18 protein-coding genes and 1 pseudogene are annotated in these 19,200 nt (G+C 50.1%); 4 read left to right on the top strand and 15 right to left on the bottom strand.

Annotated features, from left to right (window positions below; all coding sequences use genetic code 11):
• Window positions 1-242 precede the first annotated feature (242 nt).
• The 8 genes and pseudogenes from LDK53_RS07430 to LDK53_RS07395 all read right to left on the bottom strand — a co-directional run bounded on the left by LDK53_RS07430 (window position 243) and on the right by LDK53_RS07395 (window position 6,078).
• On the bottom strand, window positions 243-662 hold the full coding sequence (locus tag LDK53_RS07430) for a HigA family addiction module antitoxin (RefSeq protein WP_225285238.1): 420 nt from the start codon (window positions 660-662) through the stop codon (window positions 243-245).
• An 81-nt stretch (window positions 663-743) separates the two neighbouring features.
• A pseudogene (gene trbL / locus LDK53_RS07425) lies at window positions 744-2,134 on the bottom strand (P-type conjugative transfer protein TrbL).
• Window positions 2,135-2,136: 2 nt separating this feature from the next.
• Entirely contained in the window at window positions 2,137-2,310 is a 174-nt protein-coding gene (locus LDK53_RS07420; RefSeq protein ID WP_001588174.1) for a hypothetical protein, read from the bottom strand.
• 11 nt (window positions 2,311-2,321) lie between these two features.
• Window positions 2,322-3,116 carry a P-type conjugative transfer protein TrbJ gene (gene trbJ, locus LDK53_RS07415; RefSeq protein WP_225285237.1) on the bottom strand — a complete coding sequence of 265 codons (795 nt, stop codon included), beginning with the start codon at window positions 3,114-3,116 and terminating at the stop codon, window positions 2,322-2,324.
• A gap of 80 nt (window positions 3,117-3,196) precedes the next feature.
• Window positions 3,197-3,550: a conjugal transfer transcriptional regulator TraJ gene (gene traJ, locus LDK53_RS07410; protein ID WP_001588179.1), complete on the bottom strand. Its 354-nt coding sequence runs from the start codon at window positions 3,548-3,550 to the stop codon at window positions 3,197-3,199.
• A 686-nt stretch (window positions 3,551-4,236) separates the two neighbouring features.
• Window positions 4,237-4,998 carry a hypothetical protein gene (locus LDK53_RS07405; RefSeq protein ID WP_000627836.1) on the bottom strand — a complete coding sequence of 254 codons (762 nt, stop codon included), beginning with the start codon at window positions 4,996-4,998 and terminating at the stop codon, window positions 4,237-4,239.
• On the bottom strand, window positions 4,985-5,842 hold the full coding sequence (locus LDK53_RS07400) for a helicase RepA family protein (protein WP_032240795.1): 858 nt from the start codon (window positions 5,840-5,842) through the stop codon (window positions 4,985-4,987). Before LDK53_RS07400 ends, LDK53_RS07405 begins: the two co-directional genes overlap by 14 nt.
• 5 nt (window positions 5,843-5,847) lie before the next feature.
• Window positions 5,848-6,078: a helix-turn-helix transcriptional regulator gene (locus LDK53_RS07395; protein WP_023308174.1), complete on the bottom strand. Its 231-nt coding sequence runs from the start codon at window positions 6,076-6,078 to the stop codon at window positions 5,848-5,850.
• 77 nt (window positions 6,079-6,155) lie between these two features.
• Between LDK53_RS07395 and LDK53_RS07390 the strand changes: the two genes are divergently transcribed.
• Window positions 6,156-7,127, top strand: a complete 972-nt coding sequence (locus LDK53_RS07390; RefSeq protein ID WP_412174823.1) for a LuxR family transcriptional regulator — start codon at window positions 6,156-6,158, stop codon at window positions 7,125-7,127.
• Window positions 7,128-7,703: 576 nt separating this feature from the next.
• Here the strand turns inward: LDK53_RS07390 and LDK53_RS07385 are convergent.
• The 4 genes from LDK53_RS07385 to guaB form a co-directional block, all read right to left on the bottom strand.
• Window positions 7,704-8,333, bottom strand: coding sequence for a hypothetical protein (locus LDK53_RS07385; protein ID WP_023308176.1), 630 nt, complete (start codon window positions 8,331-8,333; stop codon window positions 7,704-7,706).
• A 123-nt stretch (window positions 8,334-8,456) separates the two neighbouring features.
• The gene (locus LDK53_RS07380; RefSeq protein ID WP_225285234.1) at window positions 8,457-9,647 is read right to left on the bottom strand and encodes a tyrosine-type recombinase/integrase; all 1,191 of its coding nucleotides are present in this window, start codon (window positions 9,645-9,647) and stop codon (window positions 8,457-8,459) included.
• 307 nt (window positions 9,648-9,954) lie between these two features.
• Window positions 9,955-11,532: a glutamine-hydrolyzing GMP synthase gene (gene guaA / locus LDK53_RS07375; RefSeq protein ID WP_023294284.1), complete on the bottom strand. Its 1,578-nt coding sequence runs from the start codon at window positions 11,530-11,532 to the stop codon at window positions 9,955-9,957.
• Window positions 11,533-11,599: 67 nt separating this feature from the next.
• Window positions 11,600-13,066 carry an IMP dehydrogenase gene (guaB, locus tag LDK53_RS07370; protein ID WP_126800280.1) on the bottom strand — a complete coding sequence of 489 codons (1,467 nt, stop codon included), beginning with the start codon at window positions 13,064-13,066 and terminating at the stop codon, window positions 11,600-11,602.
• Between the two features lie 159 nt (window positions 13,067-13,225).
• Between guaB and xseA the strand changes: the two genes are divergently transcribed.
• The 3 genes from xseA to LDK53_RS07355 all read left to right on the top strand — a co-directional run bounded on the left by xseA (window position 13,226) and on the right by LDK53_RS07355 (window position 16,042).
• Window positions 13,226-14,599: an exodeoxyribonuclease VII large subunit gene (xseA, locus tag LDK53_RS07365; protein WP_045284582.1), complete on the top strand. Its 1,374-nt coding sequence runs from the start codon at window positions 13,226-13,228 to the stop codon at window positions 14,597-14,599.
• Between the two features lie 72 nt (window positions 14,600-14,671).
• Window positions 14,672-15,691 (top strand): M4 family metallopeptidase, encoded by a 1,020-nt coding sequence (locus tag LDK53_RS07360; protein WP_025757699.1) that lies wholly within the window; start codon window positions 14,672-14,674, stop codon window positions 15,689-15,691.
• On the top strand, window positions 15,692-16,042 hold the full coding sequence (locus LDK53_RS07355) for a protealysin inhibitor emfourin (RefSeq protein ID WP_025757698.1): 351 nt from the start codon (window positions 15,692-15,694) through the stop codon (window positions 16,040-16,042).
• Here LDK53_RS07355 and LDK53_RS07350 read toward each other — a convergent pair.
• Genes LDK53_RS07350 through LDK53_RS07340 form a run of 3 tightly spaced genes read right to left on the bottom strand, consistent with a single transcriptional unit; the run spans window position 16,039 to window position 18,949 of the window.
• Window positions 16,039-16,260, bottom strand: a complete 222-nt coding sequence (locus tag LDK53_RS07350) for a zinc ribbon domain-containing protein (RefSeq protein WP_225285232.1) — start codon at window positions 16,258-16,260, stop codon at window positions 16,039-16,041. The genes LDK53_RS07355 and LDK53_RS07350 overlap by 4 nt on opposite strands.
• Before the next feature lie 50 nt (window positions 16,261-16,310).
• On the bottom strand, window positions 16,311-17,345 hold the full coding sequence (locus tag LDK53_RS07345) for a Gfo/Idh/MocA family oxidoreductase (protein ID WP_225285231.1): 1,035 nt from the start codon (window positions 17,343-17,345) through the stop codon (window positions 16,311-16,313).
• Between the two features lie 59 nt (window positions 17,346-17,404).
• Complete coding sequence (locus tag LDK53_RS07340) at window positions 17,405-18,949, bottom strand: peptide MFS transporter (protein WP_225285229.1); 1,545 nt, start codon at window positions 18,947-18,949, stop codon at window positions 17,405-17,407.
• Between the last annotated feature and the right edge of the window lie 251 nt (window positions 18,950-19,200).

The raw sequence follows: 19,200 nt of genomic DNA, 5'->3' as shown, positions 1-19,200 counted from the left end.
ACTCATGTCATATCCGAGGTTTTCTTGGAAATTTTTGGCAGCAAGTTTAACAGATTGGACCCCGGCTCTATAGCAGATTCAGGCTCCTACTCAGCGTTTCACAAAGCACTGTTGTCTATTCATGGCGAGAATTGTAACTTCGAGAAAAGACTTCGAAAAGATGTTAAAACTTTCATGACACTTGAGGGGCGGCTGTATCATGACCATGTTAGGTAGTAGTGGATTGATAATTTCCTTCGTTGTTACTGAAAATTTTGCAGCGTCCCAAGATTGCTCCAGAAGTTATCGTCTATACCAAATATGACAGCAAGAACGCGAGCCTCATCATCCGTAAGACGACGCAAACCGCAGATAATATCGTCAATATACTGCTTGCAGATACCCATAGCTTCCGCCAGTTCATCATGAGACATGTTCAGCGGTTTTAAAAATTCCTCTACCAGCATCTCTCCCACTGTCACAGGCCCGGCGGTATCTGCTTTTGTGTAGTATGTAAGAATCTCTGAACGCCCCTGCTCATACGTCAGCTCACCTGAAATAATACGTGCCTTAATGGACTCATAGAGCGGCGTACCACTGGGGTCCATTCCTTCAAGTCTCAGGGAAGCCTCTGCTTTGCGGAAGCCCTCAATGCGTAACCGTGTATAGGGAGTCCTGGACATGTTTTTCCTTTGAGTTGCAGGAGTAAGGTTCGCACAGTGAAAGCGTCAGCTCACGCTACCTCGTTAACTGACGCACGTGATTCAAGATTTATTATTACCCGATAAGCTATCATCGGCAAAATCATCATGTTCGCGGTTATCCCGATGAGTAGCTGTTTGCTTACGTATCTGAGTCGCCAACTCCCCTCCAATAGTTTGTTGGACACGAGAAGAATTGCTACTTCGCTTCATTTTCTGGTACTCAGCAGCTCCGTTGGCCACGCTGCTTCCCATATGGCTTACCATGCGGCCAGCTCTTGAGAATGAAGCAAACCCCTGACTTCCTCCGCTGGCGCTAACTGAACCGCTCCCTGCTGACGAACCACCGGAACTGCCTGAGGGTTGGCCTCCAGAAGTATCTACAGAACCGGTATCTTCCCCGCCGCCAAATCCTCCACCGAACCGCCTCCACCGCCTGAACCAGATTCCTCGGCCATGGCAGCTTGCGCAGACTCGAACGCTGCCTTTAATGCAGAGGCTCCGCCGCTGACTTGAGCTGATGCCCCCATTGCCATTGCTCCAGCACCGCTGATGGCAGTAGCGGCAGCGCCAGTAATCATACCCGCCCCAAATCCACCAATCCCTTGTAAAGAAGCCCCTCCTACAACACCTGATAACAACAGTGGTAGCTTATTCGTTAATACTAACAGGATAATTGACGCCAGAAGCAAAACGATAAGACTATTAAGATCAGGAACATCATCTTTAATAAGAGAAAAGTATTGATCTATAAATGATTGTCCAATCCCAATAATTAATGTCATCGTGAATAATTGAAGGCCAATCGATAAAACAGTTCGTAAGTAATTAATTGCTATATCAGAGGTCCATTTCGAACCACCAAATCCAAGCAATATAACTCCTGCATAACATAACACCCATGCAGAAACCAACATGATTAGCATATTTATCGCTATAAGGGACATCACTACCAAAACGATTATCGCGACTGTTATCATAATGGTGGATATCATTGGCGACCAAATTGATGCGGCTGAACTGACCTTTGTTAATATCGCAAACGCCATATCAACTATGCTTGAGGGAGAAATACCAGTACTTATTCCTAAAGCGTTTGCTGCAAGTTGCCTCATTGAATTAATTATGGATTGCGATATGGATGGGCCGTTGATTAAAAGATAATAAAAAAAACCAATGACGGCAAAAAAGCGAACTATTTCAGCAAGTACGCCTGTCAACCCTTCCCCTTGCATCGCCATCATACCAAATGTCCAAACCATACTTATTAATACCAGCCCCCAGAAGAGCCAATTTGCATAGTCAGCAATTACTGCTGTCCATGTACTGGCTATTTGTTGAAACTTATCTAATAAAGTATCAAGTAGCCCGCTACTATCTAATTGACCAGCATAGGCATTTATAGAAAAGAAAAGTATGATACCTAAAAAGGTGAGCTTACTTACTATTTTCATGATTACCATTCTCGTTTAGGGCTTGGTTTATTATTACTCCGTAGAGCACATTTATCGTATTTATGTTCATCAAATTTATTATCTGGCATCGATAAACAATCTTTATCATTTTTATCGCAAGAACATATGGCCAATAAACTGATCAGAATAAATACAATCAAAAGATTATCTTTCATTCTGCGTTTCCTCACCAAATTCGCTTCGGGCTTGGTGTATTCTCTCCAGCTAACGCTTTTTCATCAGCGGCTATCTGTTGTGATTCTTTATCTGCCTGAGCCTGTGCCAGTGTTGCTGCAGCGTTTTGTTGGGCTACCAGAAGTGAGCGGATTTGCAGTAACTGATTTGTCTGTGCACTGGCAAGCTGGTTTGCCGCCTGAATAGCTTCCATTTGCCCTTGTGCGCCGCTTGCCTGAGTTTGTAATTCGGCAAGATTATCAGCATCGCTCTGCAGGGTGTTCTGCTGCTCGTCAATTACCTTAGATACTGCGTCATTGGCCTTTTTACGCGCCCCTGAGCTATTCTGTTCAGCTTCACGTAGTGCACTAATTTCAGACGCGGTACATTCAACATTGCTGTTAAAGCAAGGCGATGTCCTGTAGTAGTTAACATCCTGATAGCGTTTCAGGTACGCATCGAGACTCCCGGCCTGATTCTTGTAGTAATTAAGAGTATCCTGCACCTGCAACAATTTATTAATTGTTGAATTTGCCTGGTCCCAGATATAGGCCGCAGGAGCTACGGTGTTCTGCAGCATGTTTTCATACTGCTGCAGCTGCGTCTGGTACTGCTGGATTTGTTTAGTCACAGCCTGAACGTTGTTAACTGCGCTGATTGTGGTCTGAACCACATTAGTGCCATCAATAACGGGAATTCCGGCCTTCACCGGTAATGCCATGACGGACGCCACGAAAGGAACTATTAAAGCTTTTTTAGCGGCTAAAATGCCTCTTTGTGAAGAAACCACTCGGAACTTTAAATTCATTTGCTCACCTCTTTTTCAATAGATTAGTAATATTTAACACTCAGTCTGTTAACAGATGCAGGTATATAGGAAACCACACATTATTTATCCAAGATTTTATCCATAATGTTCCTTAGTTCTTGCCGAGTTGATTCTATTTTCGCAAGCAAGGTTCTTATCAGTGTGGGTGAAAAATCAACTGTTCGAGGATCATTTGCGAGCCATAATTTAAGTAATCCGCCAAGTCTTCCAAGATCAGCATTTACTCGGCTAAGTTCATTAACCTGTTTTATATCTACGATAGAATCAACCTGATAACCCATTGCAACTCTACGAACAAAACAGGCAACACTTAATCCAGATGCTTCTGCATTTTCTTGGATGAGAATTTTTTCTTCGGGTAAACAATAAACTTTTATTGGCGTACTATTTTTTCTAGTCTGAGTAACTTTCATATAGCTCTCCATACAGGCGATAGCCTGGCAGCCTCGCAGAGCAGGACGCCCTTGAGTCGCGATGCGGCGAATAGGGAGTGGTAAAGTTGGAACACCGTAGCGGTGGGCCTACTTTACATGTCCTGCCCTGCAGTTGCCGTTGTATATCTGTGCACGACAATGTGTATTTCAGTGTACAGAATGTGTTTTCTTAGCGTATTAATATAGGATTACTCGAGTAAATTTCTGCAGCAAATGTGTTTTTTGCAAGGAAACTATATTTCTCCCTTTTGAACATGACCTTTAGTAGTTATAAATGGACGTCCACCAACTGTATTTATGTTTCGATATATTGTAAGAAGTCTTTTATTTTCTGATGCACTTTTTACTTGCCTTGTCAGAGCATGTGCATTGCAGATTTTAGCGGCTAAAATCTGCCTCCCTATGCCTAAAGCTAGGGGCGTACCTCATATGTCATAAAATCTACCTCAAGTGTCAATATACCAAACGTGTAAGTAATCTCTTCTTCTGGCGTACAACCATCGGCCTTTGGCCGATTCTAGATTTGAAAGCGCCTGCTCAGGCAGGTGATTTCAAAGCCTGAAGATACTGATTGATCCTGAATAACCTGCACACCAGTTAAAAAATCAGGCCTCTGTAGCACACTGGCGGGCCGTTACAGCACATCGCCGGGCCGTAACGACACGCTACCGGGCCGTTGTAGCTCGTTTTATCCTAGAATTTTGTATCTCAATGCCAATCGCTAGAAATTGTTTGCTATCTTCTTTTAATCTCCGCCGATAGTTACGTAATGTCATATTATTAGTACCTTCACCACTGACAGCTAAAATTAATGTATCAATATGCCAGCCGCCTTTAGGATCGTGCTTATGTGTTAATATATGACGTGCAACTGCTTGGCTAATACCATGCTGGAGACGAGCAATAGGACCTGGATCATGATGAAAATGCAAATCTCGCTTCAACAACATTACCAATGCAACACCCAAGCGTACTCTCCATAGGTTACGTTCACCACCAGTTAGAGGATTACGTCTGGTCATTGGTGAGGGTACGACATGGTCAATTAAACCGCCTAGAATGCAATAACCGTTTTTTTCTAAATCTGGTGTTACTATTTCAACAGTTGCCACTCGTAGATCAACGAGTAGTTTTTTAATTCGATCATAACTGTATTGTGCATCGGATAGAGTTCGGCGTACTTTCGCTGGATCTACTAATAACTCGATTCCTCCATCAGAAATTTCTCGACGTTTCTCGGCCACATAGAGCATTGTTTCCACAATATCCGCATGACGTTGTCCTAGTCTTCCGGTAACTCGACAACGACCAAAACTAGTCTCCATCCACTGCCCCTTCAGCGCCAAGGGACGTTGACTTGGTTGGTACAGAATGACTCTAGCCTGCAGAGCTGTACTAGTAGGTGTAACTTTATTACCAGTTATCATTTTCTGCACCACTCCATGAAGACATACATTCTTTTGCTATTTGTTTTTTATTCTTCGATTTGAGTTGCGTTATCCTTAATACTCCCCCCTCATGTCTCTGTAACCAACGATCTGGCGCACGTTCTCCATAATTTGCTTTATTTATTCCAAATCTAACAAATTGACCTCGAACATCATCAGAAATACCATACGTCTTCGCTTCTAAGGCGGTCATGCCTGCCAGATAAGATTGCCACCGTATATTATCAACCAGGACGCTACTACCCCTGCTTGCTTGCTGTATATCACCAACCCCCATCGTGGCAGCGCCTTTGTTTGAATGGTGTAGAAATATAATCGAACACCCAGTATCAGCAGCAATACCTTCTAGCTTTCCAATGACTTTGGACATTGCTCCGCTATTATTTTCATCTTCCTGGTGGAAACGGCGAAGAGTATCCAAAATTATTAACCGTCTACTTTTTGAAATCTCATTAATCAAGTTGCTCCAACCTGGCGAGAAAATATTTGGACACTTCCCTACCAAAGGTTCGACAAGTAGCTTATCAGCAACAATCTGCTGCTGACGTGCTGTTAGATATTTTCCCAAAGCATATAAACGATGGTGAACGATGGTTTCAGAGTCCTCCACAGGTAAATATGCCACCAACCCAGTCGGATATTCACCAAAGTTTAAAAGATCTACACCACAAGTAATCTGCACAGCCAATTGTAATGCCAGCATTGACTTTCCAACGCCTCCCGGAGAAACAATCGCTCCGATAGTACCAATAGCCAAATTAGGCAAGACGTAATCAATTGGTTGCGGCTTAGCTTCAAATGCTTCCATTATGTTCAATGACATTGCTGTTACCTGCCTAAAACAACACCGGGTCTGGCCGCTTTAAACATTGCTGATTTACGATCCGCAATCCACTGTTCTACTTCGGATAACTGCCATGCTACATTTCGGCTAGTAAGTGCTATACGGCGAGGAAACTCGCCTCGCTGTTCAAGGTTATAAATGGTGCGGGCTGACAATGGGATCATTTCCAGAAGTGTTTTTCTGTTAATGAGCGTGCTATGTGCCTTTGTTTGCATCTGCCTTCCTCCTGTTTCCAATCAGGCCTATACAATGCCAAGCATTACCACTTGCTAAAACCTATTCATTGGCTAAAATGGTTGACATGAAAATTACTATCTGGGAAGGCTGTGACCTCACAGTTGCAGCTGCAATTAAATTATTTGTAGAGCGTAGTTATCCGTACTCCATATTTTCACGGAGGTATCCAATACTGCGTCTCATACAGGAAGTTATTGATCCAGCAGTAGCTGCTTATGTAAATTCCCTGCCACCAAGTCATAAAGACTACATTTCTGGAGTAAATCTAGGATTTAGTGATGTACTTAAAAAAGTGGGCTTAAACGTCGTAGTACAGGCACAAAGACTTCTTTTGCGTAATTTCGTTCTGACTTTAGATCAACAAAATTCTCTTGATAAATGCTTTACCGCTACGATTGAGTCTCTTATTGAATTAGTCAGTGAGTGCGCATCCAAGCGGCCGAAGAAGTCCTCTCCTGCAAAAGGAGTAACTATAAATTCACAGCGTAAGCTCGGTTATTGCGAGTTCTGCGGTAATTTAACCGAATTTTCCAAGTTGATCAGTGAGATATCAGAATTTGTTGCTAACGATAATGAGTTCCCCGTTCATGAAAAACAGGTCCTTAGTCATCGATATTGTTCTGACCATAGGCCCAAACTCACCAATGGTCTATGGAATCCCAAATACAGACAAGGAAAGCGGTCTCTCGAACAGTTCAATAAAGAATTAATAAGGCTTAGACGGCAATGCGCTAAACCGCATAAAGCTAACGCAAACACAGGGGATATATTGATTGATACATATTTTCATGAGTGGATGCAGGGTCAAACTTTAACCCCAGCAGATCTAGATAAACTTAGGAATATCGCCAGACGAATGGTTGACTCCAAATTCACTGATACTAAGAAAAAAATAATCATATTAAAACACCAAGGTTTTAACCAGTTTGACACCGCACAGGTTTTAGAAAAAAATCACTACACAACTATGACAAAGCAGGCTGTGTCCAAGGCCTTAGCGTCTGTGAGGAAAGAATTTTATATTTAAAATAGTATATCCACGAGCTATTATGGTGGCAGTTTAAATCTTAATATCATCCACTTTATTGAATTATAACCAGCCACTTACGAGGTTTTTCGCGATTACCCTGCTTCAAATTGATGATTTTGAAAATACAGTATTATAGTTTATTGTTTGTAGCGCAGCTGTAAGCGTTATGCAAAACGGATCACAGTGATACTACCTCACCAGTAAATCACTGAAGCCGATCTGTAATGACATAGAACGAATTGATTTTATGGTTATGCAATGGCTCATCCCCTTACTTGTCCCTGACCATAAAAAGCATTCGCTTTCCTGAAAGCAAGTCTAAGCCAAGGGGCGTTTACAGTTGTCTTATCTTGGCTCATTAGGTACTGGCTTAATTATTAGAATCATGTCGGTGGCATTTAAGTCCAAATATGCCCAAAATTTTAGCGGCTAAAATTCGTCTTCTCATGTAGGGTCAAGAAGCTTATGACTTAACCTATTTATTATGTGAATTACCTTGTGAGTATTACTCGTAGGATGGAATCTTCCAAAACTCTGACAATTCACTATGAATGCATGGTAACAAAGAACAGTTTAAACCATGGTCTGTTCAGCGTTAAATTTCTCAAGATAGACTTCCATTTCGCGAGTCCACCTAGGGGTAGGTACCGAGGTGATCATTAGCCAAGGAAACCACCATACAAGCATGAAGAGTAACATAAGCGGTGCGATCATTTCGGCCGAAGAATGAGAAACTATATACATAATGAATAATATTAGTAGAACTGTGTTTACAATCTGACCTACCAGAAAAAGACGCCAGCGAAAACAATGCCATTTCCTGTTGAACACAATCCGTCCATCCCGTTCTTCTAGCCAGTTACGCCACGGCTTGAGATAACCAGCCCGCAACCCATAACGATCACACATTATTACAGCCAAATCCTGCAGCCGATAATTATACAAGCCTGTGAGCCGATAAAGGCTGCGCTGACGAAGCTCACGCTTTGCCAGACGGACCGCATTTTTATTTAAATATGGCTGTGTCAGCATTTGCTCTAGCCGTCGCTTCCTAAGATTGAGTAGTCCACGAAATACACTTCCAGATTCAGCATTAATTACTCTGTGACGAACTACACCGAGTGCAATATAGATACACAGCAATAGCCAGCCGGTCTTAGGGTATTGATTCATCCATTGTATAATTACAGACAACTCAGGCACTTTTATTTTTCCTTTTTATGCAATCCAGATAAAACCAGTAAAGATTCAGTAAATTTTAGCGGCTAAAATTGCTCTCCTGGCGTAGATAAAAGAAGTATATCCACTTAACTTACTGATTATTAACTACTTACTAGTCCATTCATCAATCATATTCGCCCAATCTTGTAGCATCTCAGCCCTCTGCTCACGATATTCTGCCTTGTTATAAACAGCTCGTACCCCTTTTTGTTCATGGGCAAGGCACTTCTCAATCCAGTCAGTATTGTATCCGGCCTCATGTAGCAAGGTGCTGGCAGTACGCCGTAAGTCATGGGGACCAAACTTAGGCAACAACTCCCCTTCTTTCTGAGCCAGACGATACGTCAGTGTCAAAACCCGGTTTAAAGTAGCGCTACTCATTGGCGCATCGGAATCGTACCGCGAAGGAAGGATAAAATCAGAGCTACCGGCAAAGGTTTTGAGAGCAATCATAATATCCATTGCCTGTCTGGAAAGAAAAACCAAATGTGGATTACGTCGTTTCATCCTCTCCTTTGGTATCGTCCATAATGCCTCACTAAAATTGATCTCGTTCCAGGTTGCGTTAGTAAGCTCACTTTTACGTACCATCGTTAACAGCAAAAGTTTAACCGCTGCTCTGATTGATGGCGTCGTTCCTACCCGTTCCATGTATCGATACATCAGACCAATTTCAATTGGCGTCAATGCCCTGTCTCGAGGCTCAAATTTCGCTATGCTTGCAGGCCGTACCAGATCAGCTGGATTCTCCACCTTCTGACCGCGCTCAATAGCCCAGCGATAGACTTGCAATACAATATCTCTGGCGTGTACAGCTGTCGCCGGTGCCCCTCTCTCGACAATGTTATCGGTTAATGCGCGTAAGTCTTCATGTGTAATCTCACTAAGTTTCTGCTGGGCAAATTTTGACTTCAACTCCCTTTGATATACCGAACGCCGCATATCACGCGTCGATTCAGCCATTTGATAACCGCGTAACCATTTCTCAGCCCACGCACCAAAAGTCTCCGCATCTTTGATACGCGCTTTATCTCTGGCTTTTTCCCTCGCAGGCGATCTTCCACTGGCAACCATTTTTTTGGCTTCATTGAGCCGTTCACGCGCTTCTGCAAGCGTGATCCCTCCAACACCATAGCGGCCAAAAGTAACGGTCTCCTGTCTTCCGTTTATTGAATAGTTATAACGAAATGAAATAGTTCCAGCCGGAGTGACCGCAACATACAGGCCATCACGGTCATTAACTTTATAGAGTTTCTCCTTCGGCTTAAGGTGACGCAGCCTGGTGTCAGTCAACATGGTTTATTGTTTTCCTTTATCAAAAAATACCATGTTGTAAAAAATTCAGAAAAGTTGTTTAACTCTCTGTTTTTAATTGAGTTATAAAAAACAAATACCATAACTCAACCGAAATTTATTACATGGTACTTTTTCAAACCTGAATTCGAAACCAGAGAGTACCATCAAAAATTCCATTGAAAAAACCGTGCTTCCCGTTGCTAACAGCTGCCAGAAAGTGCCAGACACAAAAACAAAAAAGCCCGCAGTTACACGGGCTTAGAGGTACTTTACTGCTTTTACGCGCTGGCTATTGCCAGTCGTTAAATCATTCCCACTCAATCGTAGCCGGTGGCTTACCGCTGATGTCATACACCACGCGGGAAATACCGTTCACTTCGTTGATGATGCGGTTAGACACGCGTCCCAGGAAGTCATACGGCAGGTGCGCCCAGTGCGCGGTCATGAAGTCGATGGTTTCCACCGCACGCAGGGAAACAACCCAGTCGTACTTGCGGCCGTCGCCCATTACGCCAACGGAGCGAACCGGCAGGAACACGGTGAACGCCTGGCTCACTTTGTTGTACAAGTCAGCTTTGTGCAGCTCTTCAATGAAGATCGCGTCCGCGCGACGCAGCAGGTCGCAGTACTCTTTCTTCACTTCGCCCAGCACGCGCACGCCAAGACCCGGGCCCGGGAACGGGTGACGGTAGAGCATGTCGTACGGCAGACCCAGTTCCAGACCGATCTTACGCACTTCGTCTTTGAACAGCTCGCGCAGCGGCTCAACCAGACCCATTTTCATCTCTTTCGGCAGGCCGCCCACGTTGTGGTGAGATTTGATGACGTGTGCTTTACCGGTGGCGGAGGCGGCAGATTCGATCACGTCAGGGTAGATGGTACCCTGCGCCAGCCACTTCACGTCGTCCAGCTTCAGCGCTTCTTCGTCGAACACTTCCACGAAGACGCGGCCGATGATCTTACGCTTGGCTTCCGGATCGTTCTCGCCTTTCAGCGCGTCCAGGAAGCGCTGCTCGCCTTCCACGTGAACGATGTTCAGACCAAAGTGGTCGCCGAACATGTCCATCACCTGCTTAGCTTCGTTCAGACGCAGCAGGCCGTTGTCCACGAAAACGCAGGTCAGGTTTTTGCCGATGGCGCGGTGCAGCAGCATCGCGGTCACGGAGGAGTCCACGCCGCCGGAGAGGCCGAGGATCACTTTGTCATCGCCAACCTGCTGGCGGATACGCTCAACGGCGTCGTCGATGATTTTAGCCGGGGTCCACAGGGCTTCACACTGGCAGATGTCACGCACGAAGCGCTCCAGCATGCGCATCCCCTGACGGGTGTGGGTCACTTCCGGGTGGAACTGCACGCCGTAGAAGCGTTTTTCTTCGTTTGCCATGATGGCGAACGGGCAGCTTTCGGTGCTGGCAACGGTAACGAAGTCAGACGGGATGGCGGTGACTTTGTCGCCGTGGCTCATCCAGACGTCCAGCAGCGGCTTGCCGTCTGCGGTCAGGGAGTCTTCGATACCGCGCACCAGCGCGCTGTCGGTTACCACTTCTACCTGCGCATAGCCGAACTCACGCTCGTTAGAACCTTCTACGTGGCCGCCCAGCTGCATTGCCATGGTCTGCATGCCGTAGCAGACGCCGAACACCGGTACGCCAGCTTCGAACACGTACTGCGGCGCGCGCGGGCTGTTCTCTTCGGTGGTGCTTTCCGGGCCGCCGGACAGGATGATGCCGCTTGGATTGAATTCGCGAATCTGTGCTTCCGTGACATCCCACGCCCACAGTTCACAGTAAACGCCCAGTTCACGTACGCGACGCGCCACCAGCTGAGTGTACTGAGAACCGAAGTCCAGGATGAGAATGCGATGTTTATGAATGTTTTCCGTCATTGACGCTAATTCCGAGGCAAGTGAAACAAAAACAGAGCGCCCGGCAGAAGCCGGGCGCGGAAACTTATCAGGAGCCCAGACGGTAGTTCGGGGACTCTTTGGTGATCGTCACGTCGTGAACGTGGCTCTCCTGGATACCCGCACCGCTGATGCGTACGAATTCCGCTTTAGTACGCAGCTCGTCAATGGTACCACAGCCGGTCAGGCCCATACAGGAGCGCAGGCCGCCCATCTGCTGGTGAATGATCTCTTTCAGACGGCCTTTATACGCTACGCGACCTTCAATACCTTCCGGCACCAGTTTGTCTGCGGCGTTATCGGTCTGGAAGTAACGGTCAGAGGATCCTTTGGACATCGCGCCCAGGGAGCCCATACCGCGGTAAGATTTGTAAGAACGGCCCTGGTAGAGTTCGATTTCGCCCGGGGATTCTTCGGTACCGGCCAGCATGGAGCCCACCATCACGGCGGAAGCACCCGCGGCGATGGCTTTCGCGATGTCGCCAGAGAAGCGGATACCGCCGTCAGCGATAACCGGAATACCGGTGCCTTCCAGCGCTTCCACTGCGTCAGACACGGCGGTGATCTGTGGAACGCCCACGCCGGTCACGATACGGGTGGTACAGATAGAACCAGGACCGATACCGACTTTCACCGCGCTGCAACCAGCGTCAGCCAGCGCGCGAGCGCCTGCGCCCGTTGCCACGTTACCGCCGATGATCTGCAGATCAGGGTATTTAGCACGGGTATCACGAATACGCTGCAGCACGCCTTCGGAGTGGCCGTGAGAGGAGTCAATCAGCAGCACGTCAACACCTGCGGCAACCAGCGCGTCAACGCGCTCTTCGTTACCTGCACCCGCGCCAACCGCAGCCCCGACGCGCAGACGGCCATGCTCGTCTTTACAGGCGTTAGGTTTACGTTCTGCTTTCTGGAAGTCTTTCACGGTGATCATGCCGCGCAGGTGGAAGTTCGCATCCACAACCAGCGCTTTCTCAACGCGTTTTTCGTGCATTTTTGCGAAGACCACCTCACGGGCTTCACCTTCGCGTACGGTAACCAGACGCTCTTTCGGCGTCATGTACACGCTGACAGGCTGGTTCAGGTCAGTCACGAAACGCACGTCACGACCGGTGATGATGCCCACCAGCTCGTTCGCTTCGGTCACAACCGGGTAACCGGCGAAGCCGTTACGTTCGGTCAGGGCTTTCACTTCGTGCAGGGTGGTGGTCGGCAGAACGGTCTGCGGGTCAGACACGATACCGGATTCATGCTTCTTCACGCGGCGAACTTCTTCCGCCTGACGCTCGATAGACATGTTTTTGTGAATAAAGCCGATGCCACCTTCCTGTGCCAGGGCAATAGCCAGGCGCGCTTCAGTCACGGTGTCCATTGCCGCAGAGAGCATAGGAATGTTCAGGCGAATGGTTTTCGTCAACTGCGTGCTGAGATCGGCAGTATTCGGCAGAACGGTGGAGTGAGCGGGAACGAGGAGGACGTCGTCAAACGTCAGTGCTTCTTTAGCGATACGTAGCATGGGCAATATCTCTGACCTGGGTGGTTAAATATTGCCGTGGCATTATACAGAGCGTAACCGATTGCATCCACACTTTTTTATAAAAAAACCTTGCACTCCCCTCTCAGCAGGTTACTATCGACTGAATAACTTGCTGATTTAGAATTTGATCCCGCTCACATGTTATCCTCGCAATCCCCCTCAATTTTTACTGTCAGCCGCCTGAATCAGACGGTGCGTTTGCTGCTTGAGCAGGAAATGGGGCAGGTCTGGATCAGCGGTGAAATCTCTAACTTCACGCAGCCCTCCTCCGGCCACTGGTACTTTACGCTAAAAGACGATACCGCCCAGGTGCGCTGCGCGATGTTCCGCAACAGCAACCGCCGCGTCACGTTTCGTCCTCAGCACGGCCAGCAGGTGCTGGTACGCGCCAATATCACCCTGTATGAACCGCGCGGTGATTATCAGATTATCGTCGAAAGCATGCAGCCTGCGGGCGAAGGTCTGCTGCAGCAGAAGTATGAACAGTTAAAAGCGAAACTGACGGCAGAGGGTCTGTTCGACCAGCAGTTCAAAAAGCCCCTGCCCTCACCGGCCCACTGCGTGGGGGTTATTACCTCAAAAACCGGTGCGGCACTGCACGATATTTTGCACGTGCTCAAGCGTCGCGACCCTTCCTTGCCCGTCATCATCTACCCAACCGCTGTTCAGGGTGACGATGCGCCGGGCCAGATTGTGCGCGCCATTGAACTGGCGAACGCCCGTCAGGAGTGCGACGTCTTAATCGTCGGGCGCGGCGGCGGCTCGCTGGAAGACCTGTGGAGCTTTAACGACGAGCGCGTGGCGCGGGCGATTTTTGCAAGCCAGATCCCTGTTGTGAGCGCAGTCGGCCACGAAACCGACGTCACGATCGCCGATTTTGTCGCGGATTTACGTGCGCCTACGCCATCCGCGGCGGCGGAAGTGGTGAGCCGCAACCAGCTGGAGCTGCTGCGTCAGCTTCAGAACGGCCAGCAGCGTCTGGAGATGGCGATGGACTACTTCCTCGCCAACCGTACCCGTCGCTTTACCCAGCTTCATCACCGTCTTCAGCAGCAGCACCCGCAGCTGCGTCTGGCGCGTCAGCAAACCGTGCTGGAGCGCCTGCGCCAGCGCATGAACTTCGCGCTGGATAGTCAGCTTAAGCGCGCGGTCTCGCGCCAGCAGCGCGTGACGCAGCGGCTTAATCAGCAGAACCCGCAGCCGAAAATTTACCGCGCGCAAACGCGGATTCAACAGCTGGAGTATCGTCTGGCGGAGACTGTCCGGGCGCGTCTGAGCACCACCCGCGAACGTTTCGGTAATGCGGTGACCCATCTTGAAGCGGTCAGCCCCCTCTCCACGCTGGCGCGCGGCTACAGCGTGACGACGGCGACGGACGGCAAAGTGCTCAAGCAAACCAAGCAGGTGAGCGCCGGTGATGTGCTGACCACCCGCCTGTCAGACGGCTGGGTCGAAAGCGAAGTGAAATCAATTAAACCGGCGAAAAAGCCGCGTCAGCGAAAAACCGGATAATTCTTCGCCGGTTAGAAACTATACTGCTGCTATTCCCTTTTATTCGGCCTTGCCAGAACTAAGGAGAGCAGCATGTCCCATCTTTATAGTGTCATTCCCCCCTATATTCTTCGTCGTATTATCGAAAGCGGTTCAGAGCCGCAGCAGCGCTGTGCCCGCCAGACCCTGACCCATGTCCAGACGCTGATGGCGCACATGCCCGGCAAACCTGCCGCACCGCACGTGAGCAAAGCCGGACAGCTTGAGCGTGATATCTACGATGCGAAGCAGACCCAGGAGCTACCGGGTACGCAGGTGCGTTATGAAGGTCAGCCGTCGAACGGCGATGTGGCGGTCGATGAAGCCTACGATTATCTGGGTATCACCCATGATTTCTTCTGGAAAGAATATCAGCGTGATTCGCTCGATAATAAAGGGCTTATTTTAACCGGCACCGTGCATTACGGCCGGGAATATCAGAACGCCTTCTGGAACGGCCAGCAGATGGTCTTTGGCGACGGGGACGGGGAAATCTTTAACCGCTTTACCATCGCCATTGACGTGGTAGCGCACGAGCTGAGCCACGGCGTCACCGAGACTGAAGCCGGGCTTATCTATTTTGAACAGTCGGGAGCTCTGAACGAGTCGCTGTCAGATGTGTTTGGTTCGTTGGTTAAACAGTACCATCTGAAGCAAACTGCCGATAAAGCAGACTGGCTGATTGGCGAAGGACTGCTGGCAAAAGGTATCAACGGCAAAGGGCTGCGCTCGATGTCTGAACCGGGTACCGCCTACGACGATCCGCTGCTCGGCAAAGACCCGCAGCCCGCTCACATGAAAGATTTCATCAAAACGCGCGAGGATAACGGCGGCGTGCACCTGAACTCCGGCATCCCCAACCGGGCGTTTTACCTGGCCGCGACGGCGATCGGCGGCTATGCGTGGGAAAAAGCGGGTTATGCCTGGTACGACACAGTTTGCGATCGTAATCTGGCGCAGGATGCGGATTTTGAGGCCTTCGCAAAACTGACGATAGCGCACGGAGAGAAACGCTCCGGTAGCGATGTTGGGGCGGCCATAAAACAAGCCTGGGAACAGGTGGGAGTGCTGTAAATGCAGGTTCCGGAACTGACGGATGACGCCGTGGTTGAGCTGGCCCGGGAAGGCGGCGTCGCTTTTATTCCTAAGCTGAGCGGCCAGCGTACCATCGCGCTTTCGTCCCTCAACGAGGCCCAGCGCCAGCGTCTGGTGAGCATCCTTGAGCAGGCCTTTCCGCGCGGCCAGCCGCCGGGACAGGCCTCGTCACCCGGCAGCGGTGACCAGCGCTATTTCCGCATCCAGATTATCTGGACCGGGCAAAATCAGGCGCACTACACCGATATCATCGTGCTGGTGCCGGAGCAGGAAGCGCCCGAGTCGCTGGTCGAGCTGTGGAAGAAAGGCGAAGGCTGCGTGTGTGATTAACCTTCGCCCCGAACAAACTCCACGCGTTTTTTAGAGATAAGACCGTGGCCGTTCTGGCAGAAATAGTCCACCGCCCCGCAGGCTTTTAAGACCTGGAGTGGCTGATGACACTCCGGGCAGCGGGCTTCGAGCGCAATATCTTTATTACAGCTCTCGCAATGCGCCACCCCGTTCTGGGGCTCAAGCGGTGCCTGGCAATCCGGGCAGGTAATCGTCATGGTGACTCCTTAAAAGCATTCTGGTCTGCGATCATTTTACCACGTCGCGTTCAGTGCGGGCCACGCAGCTGTTGCTGCAAGGTCAGCAGCAGCTCAACTTCCTCGATTCGGCGACGCGTCGTGCGGCTCACCTCGTGCGGATCCCGTTCAAAAAGACTGCTGGTGCCCAGAATGTGCCCGGCAAGACAGTGCTCGTAGAGTGTCCCGGGAATATGCCAGCGCTGAATATCCTTACCCTCAATCAGCTCAAGCACATCCTCCGCGCCGCGCCGGTCGTGGCTGATGATGCGCCCGTCGCGCAAACAGAGCCGTAATCCTTTTTGCCCGCCCGCGGGTCCCGCGTATTTGTTCAGCCAGATATCCACCGGCACGCCGCTGATGCGGCCCTGAAGATGCGCCTCGCCCTCCGCCGTGGACATGTCGCCTTTTGCGATAGCGCGACCCAGGCGGTCTTTAGCCGTGACGACCCGCAGTATCATATCGTCATTGCCGCCCAGATAGCGCACGGTTTCTCGCAGCATCGCCAGCACATGTGTACCAATATCCAGGATCACGCCGTCAGGGTGGCGAAGCGTGCGGGTATCCGGCTCGCCGGTGGCAAAGTTAAGCGCGATGGGTTCGCCTGCGGCGTTATACCCGCTCGGCTCCTGTAAAAAACCGTCGATTTTGACGATGTCAGAGACGCTGCTTACCAGCGACCTTTTCACCGTTTCGAGGCGCGCCATCCAGTGGTCTAGCGCCAGCACGCGGGGCGCCACGCCGGGGCGTGCCAGCAGCGCGTTGAGCTTTTCGATTTGTGAAAGCGTGGCGACAATCGGTTTTTCAACCACAATCCGCACAACGGGCGAGGTAATGGCCTGCTCCAGCACCTCAAGGTGGTGTAGCGAAGCGGTGGTGATAAACAGGGTATCAAGCGGTGCGGCAAGAAGCTCCGCAAGCGAGGCGCAGCGCGTGACGCCTTCAGGGTGCTTTGTGGGGAGAACATCAAACCCAAAACAGCGAACCGGGTGGCCTGAAAGGTGTCGCAACGCGGGGAGATACGCGGTTTCCACGACCGCACCAAGACCAACAAATCCTAACTGCATAGTTTCACCTCAGGGAATAGCGTGCCGGGGCGTAACGCCTGCCCCGGCACGCTGAGGTGTTATGAGGCGCTAGCAGCCGGTTTAGTCTGTGCATTTTCCAGCATGCGGCGCACCGGAACAATGAGGACGATCAGTACCGCGGCACAAATCAGCAGCGCGATGGAGCAGCGCGCGAAGAGGTCCGGCAGCATATCCAGCTGGTCGGCTTTCACGTGGCCGCCAATCAGGCCCGCCGCCAGGTTACCCAGCGCACTCGCGCAGAACCACAGCCCCATCATCTGGCCGCGCATTCTTTCCGGCGCCAGCAGCGTCATGGTCGCCAGACCAATCGGGCTCAGGCAGAGCTCACCCAGCGTCAGCATCAGAATGCTGCCCACCAGCCAGAACGGCGACACGCCCGCCCCGCCGCTGCTCAGCACGTTTTCGGCCGCCAGCATCATCAGGCCAAAGCCCGCCGCGGCACATAGAATGCCGATGACAAACTTGGTGATACTGCCCGGGCGAATGTTCATACTCGCCAGCTTCGGCCATGCCCAGCTGAACACCGGTGCCAGCAGAATAATGAACAGGGCGTTGATCGACTGGAACCACACCGCCGGAATTTCAAAATCACCGATCATGCGGTTAGTGTAGTCGTTGGCGAACAGGTTGAACGAGGTAGGCTTCTGTTCAAAGGCGGACCAGAAGAACGCGGCCGAGATCAGCAGGATAAAGCAGACCAGCAGCCTGGCGCGCTCTTTGCGGTTCAGGCCTGCAAAAACAAACAGATAAATAAAATAGAGGGCAACGGATGCCGCGATGACGTAGACCAGCACGCTGGCTACCGCAACCGGGTTAATCGCAATCACGCCTTGCGCAATCAGCGTCACGAGAACCGCAACACCTACCGCCAGGGCCAGCAGCCAGGCACCTACGCCGTTACGTTTCACGACCGGGCTGTTCCAGGTGGAATCCAGGCCGACTTCGCTGTCATAGCGTTTCATTGCCGGAACGGCAAATACGCGGAAGATAATCAGCGCGACCAGCATCCCGATACCGCCAATGCCAAAGCCCCAGTGCCAGCCGTGGGTTTTGATCAGCCAGCCGGAAATCAGCGGCGCGATGAACGACCCCATGTTGATGCCCATATAAAACAGCGAGAAGCCGCCGTCACGACGCGCGTCGCCTTTTTTATACAGGGTACCGACCATCACCGAAATACAGGTTTTGAACAAGCCGGAGCCGAGAACGATGAACATCAGGCCGATAAAGAACAGGTTATCGCCCATGATGGCCGACAGCGCAATCGACAGGTGACCGAGCGCAATCAGAATGGAACCGTACCAGACGGCTCTCTGCTGGCCGAGCCAGTTATCGGCCAGCCAGCCCCCCGGCAGCGCGGCCAGGTACATGGTACCGGCAAAGATCCCGACAATCGCCGAGGCGTTTTCACGCGCCAGCCCCATCCCGCCATCATAGACGGTGGCGGCCATAAACAGGATCAGTAACGGACGAATGCCGTAAAACGAGAAACGTTCCCACATCTCGGTGAAAAACAGCGAGCCGAGGGGATACGGATGGCCGAAGAACGTTCGGCTCTCTTTTTGATTAACAGAGGATTGCATAATTCTCCCGAAAGGTATGTCGTCGTGCTTGTAAACACCAGCAGGTACGCCGGCCAGTTACGTATCTGGCCGATTTTTTACCTGTGGCGAAAAGTTGGTTAACCATTTGATAACCAGGCGCTAGTTTTGTCTAGTACCAGACCCTGGACTTTAAGATGAAAATTCGACGATTGTCTACTTTCTTAGATTTAAACATGGTTAAAAGTGAATAGTGATTGACATCACACAGAGAAAACCGGCGGTATGATTGG

Origin of the sequence: Enterobacter sp. K16B (assembly GCF_020216105.1) — a bacterium.
GTDB classification, from domain to species: Bacteria; Pseudomonadota; Gammaproteobacteria; order Enterobacterales; family Enterobacteriaceae; genus Enterobacter; species Enterobacter sichuanensis.
The sequence above is the reverse complement of the archived record's forward strand: the minus strand, read 5'-3'. Positions and strand labels throughout refer to the sequence as shown.

Coding starts and splice junctions, on each gene's coding strand:
- LDK53_RS07430 (WP_225285238.1), bottom strand. CDS start 662: ATGTCCAGGACTCCCTATACACGGTTACGCATTGAGGGCTTCCGCAAA.
- LDK53_RS07420 (WP_001588174.1), bottom strand. CDS start 2,310: ATGAAAGATAATCTTTTGATTGTATTTATTCTGATCAGTTTATTGGCC.
- trbJ (WP_225285237.1), bottom strand. CDS start 3,116: ATGAATTTAAAGTTCCGAGTGGTTTCTTCACAAAGAGGCATTTTAGCC.
- traJ (WP_001588179.1), bottom strand. CDS start 3,550: ATGAAAGTTACTCAGACTAGAAAAAATAGTACGCCAATAAAAGTTTAT.
- LDK53_RS07405 (WP_000627836.1), bottom strand. CDS start 4,998: ATGATAACTGGTAATAAAGTTACACCTACTAGTACAGCTCTGCAGGCT.
- LDK53_RS07400 (WP_032240795.1), bottom strand. CDS start 5,842: ATGTCATTGAACATAATGGAAGCATTTGAAGCTAAGCCGCAACCAATT.
- LDK53_RS07395 (WP_023308174.1), bottom strand. CDS start 6,078: ATGCAAACAAAGGCACATAGCACGCTCATTAACAGAAAAACACTTCTG.
- LDK53_RS07390 (WP_412174823.1), top strand. CDS start 6,156: ATGGTTGACATGAAAATTACTATCTGGGAAGGCTGTGACCTCACAGTT.
- LDK53_RS07380 (WP_225285234.1), bottom strand. CDS start 9,647: ATGTTGACTGACACCAGGCTGCGTCACCTTAAGCCGAAGGAGAAACTC.
- guaA (WP_023294284.1), bottom strand. CDS start 11,532: ATGACGGAAAACATTCATAAACATCGCATTCTCATCCTGGACTTCGGT.
- guaB (WP_126800280.1), bottom strand. CDS start 13,066: ATGCTACGTATCGCTAAAGAAGCACTGACGTTTGACGACGTCCTCCTC.
- xseA (WP_045284582.1), top strand. CDS start 13,226: ATGTTATCCTCGCAATCCCCCTCAATTTTTACTGTCAGCCGCCTGAAT.
- LDK53_RS07360 (WP_025757699.1), top strand. CDS start 14,672: ATGTCCCATCTTTATAGTGTCATTCCCCCCTATATTCTTCGTCGTATT.
- LDK53_RS07355 (WP_025757698.1), top strand. CDS start 15,692: ATGCAGGTTCCGGAACTGACGGATGACGCCGTGGTTGAGCTGGCCCGG.
- LDK53_RS07350 (WP_225285232.1), bottom strand. CDS start 16,260: ATGACGATTACCTGCCCGGATTGCCAGGCACCGCTTGAGCCCCAGAAC.
- LDK53_RS07345 (WP_225285231.1), bottom strand. CDS start 17,345: ATGCAGTTAGGATTTGTTGGTCTTGGTGCGGTCGTGGAAACCGCGTAT.
- LDK53_RS07340 (WP_225285229.1), bottom strand. CDS start 18,949: ATGCAATCCTCTGTTAATCAAAAAGAGAGCCGAACGTTCTTCGGCCAT.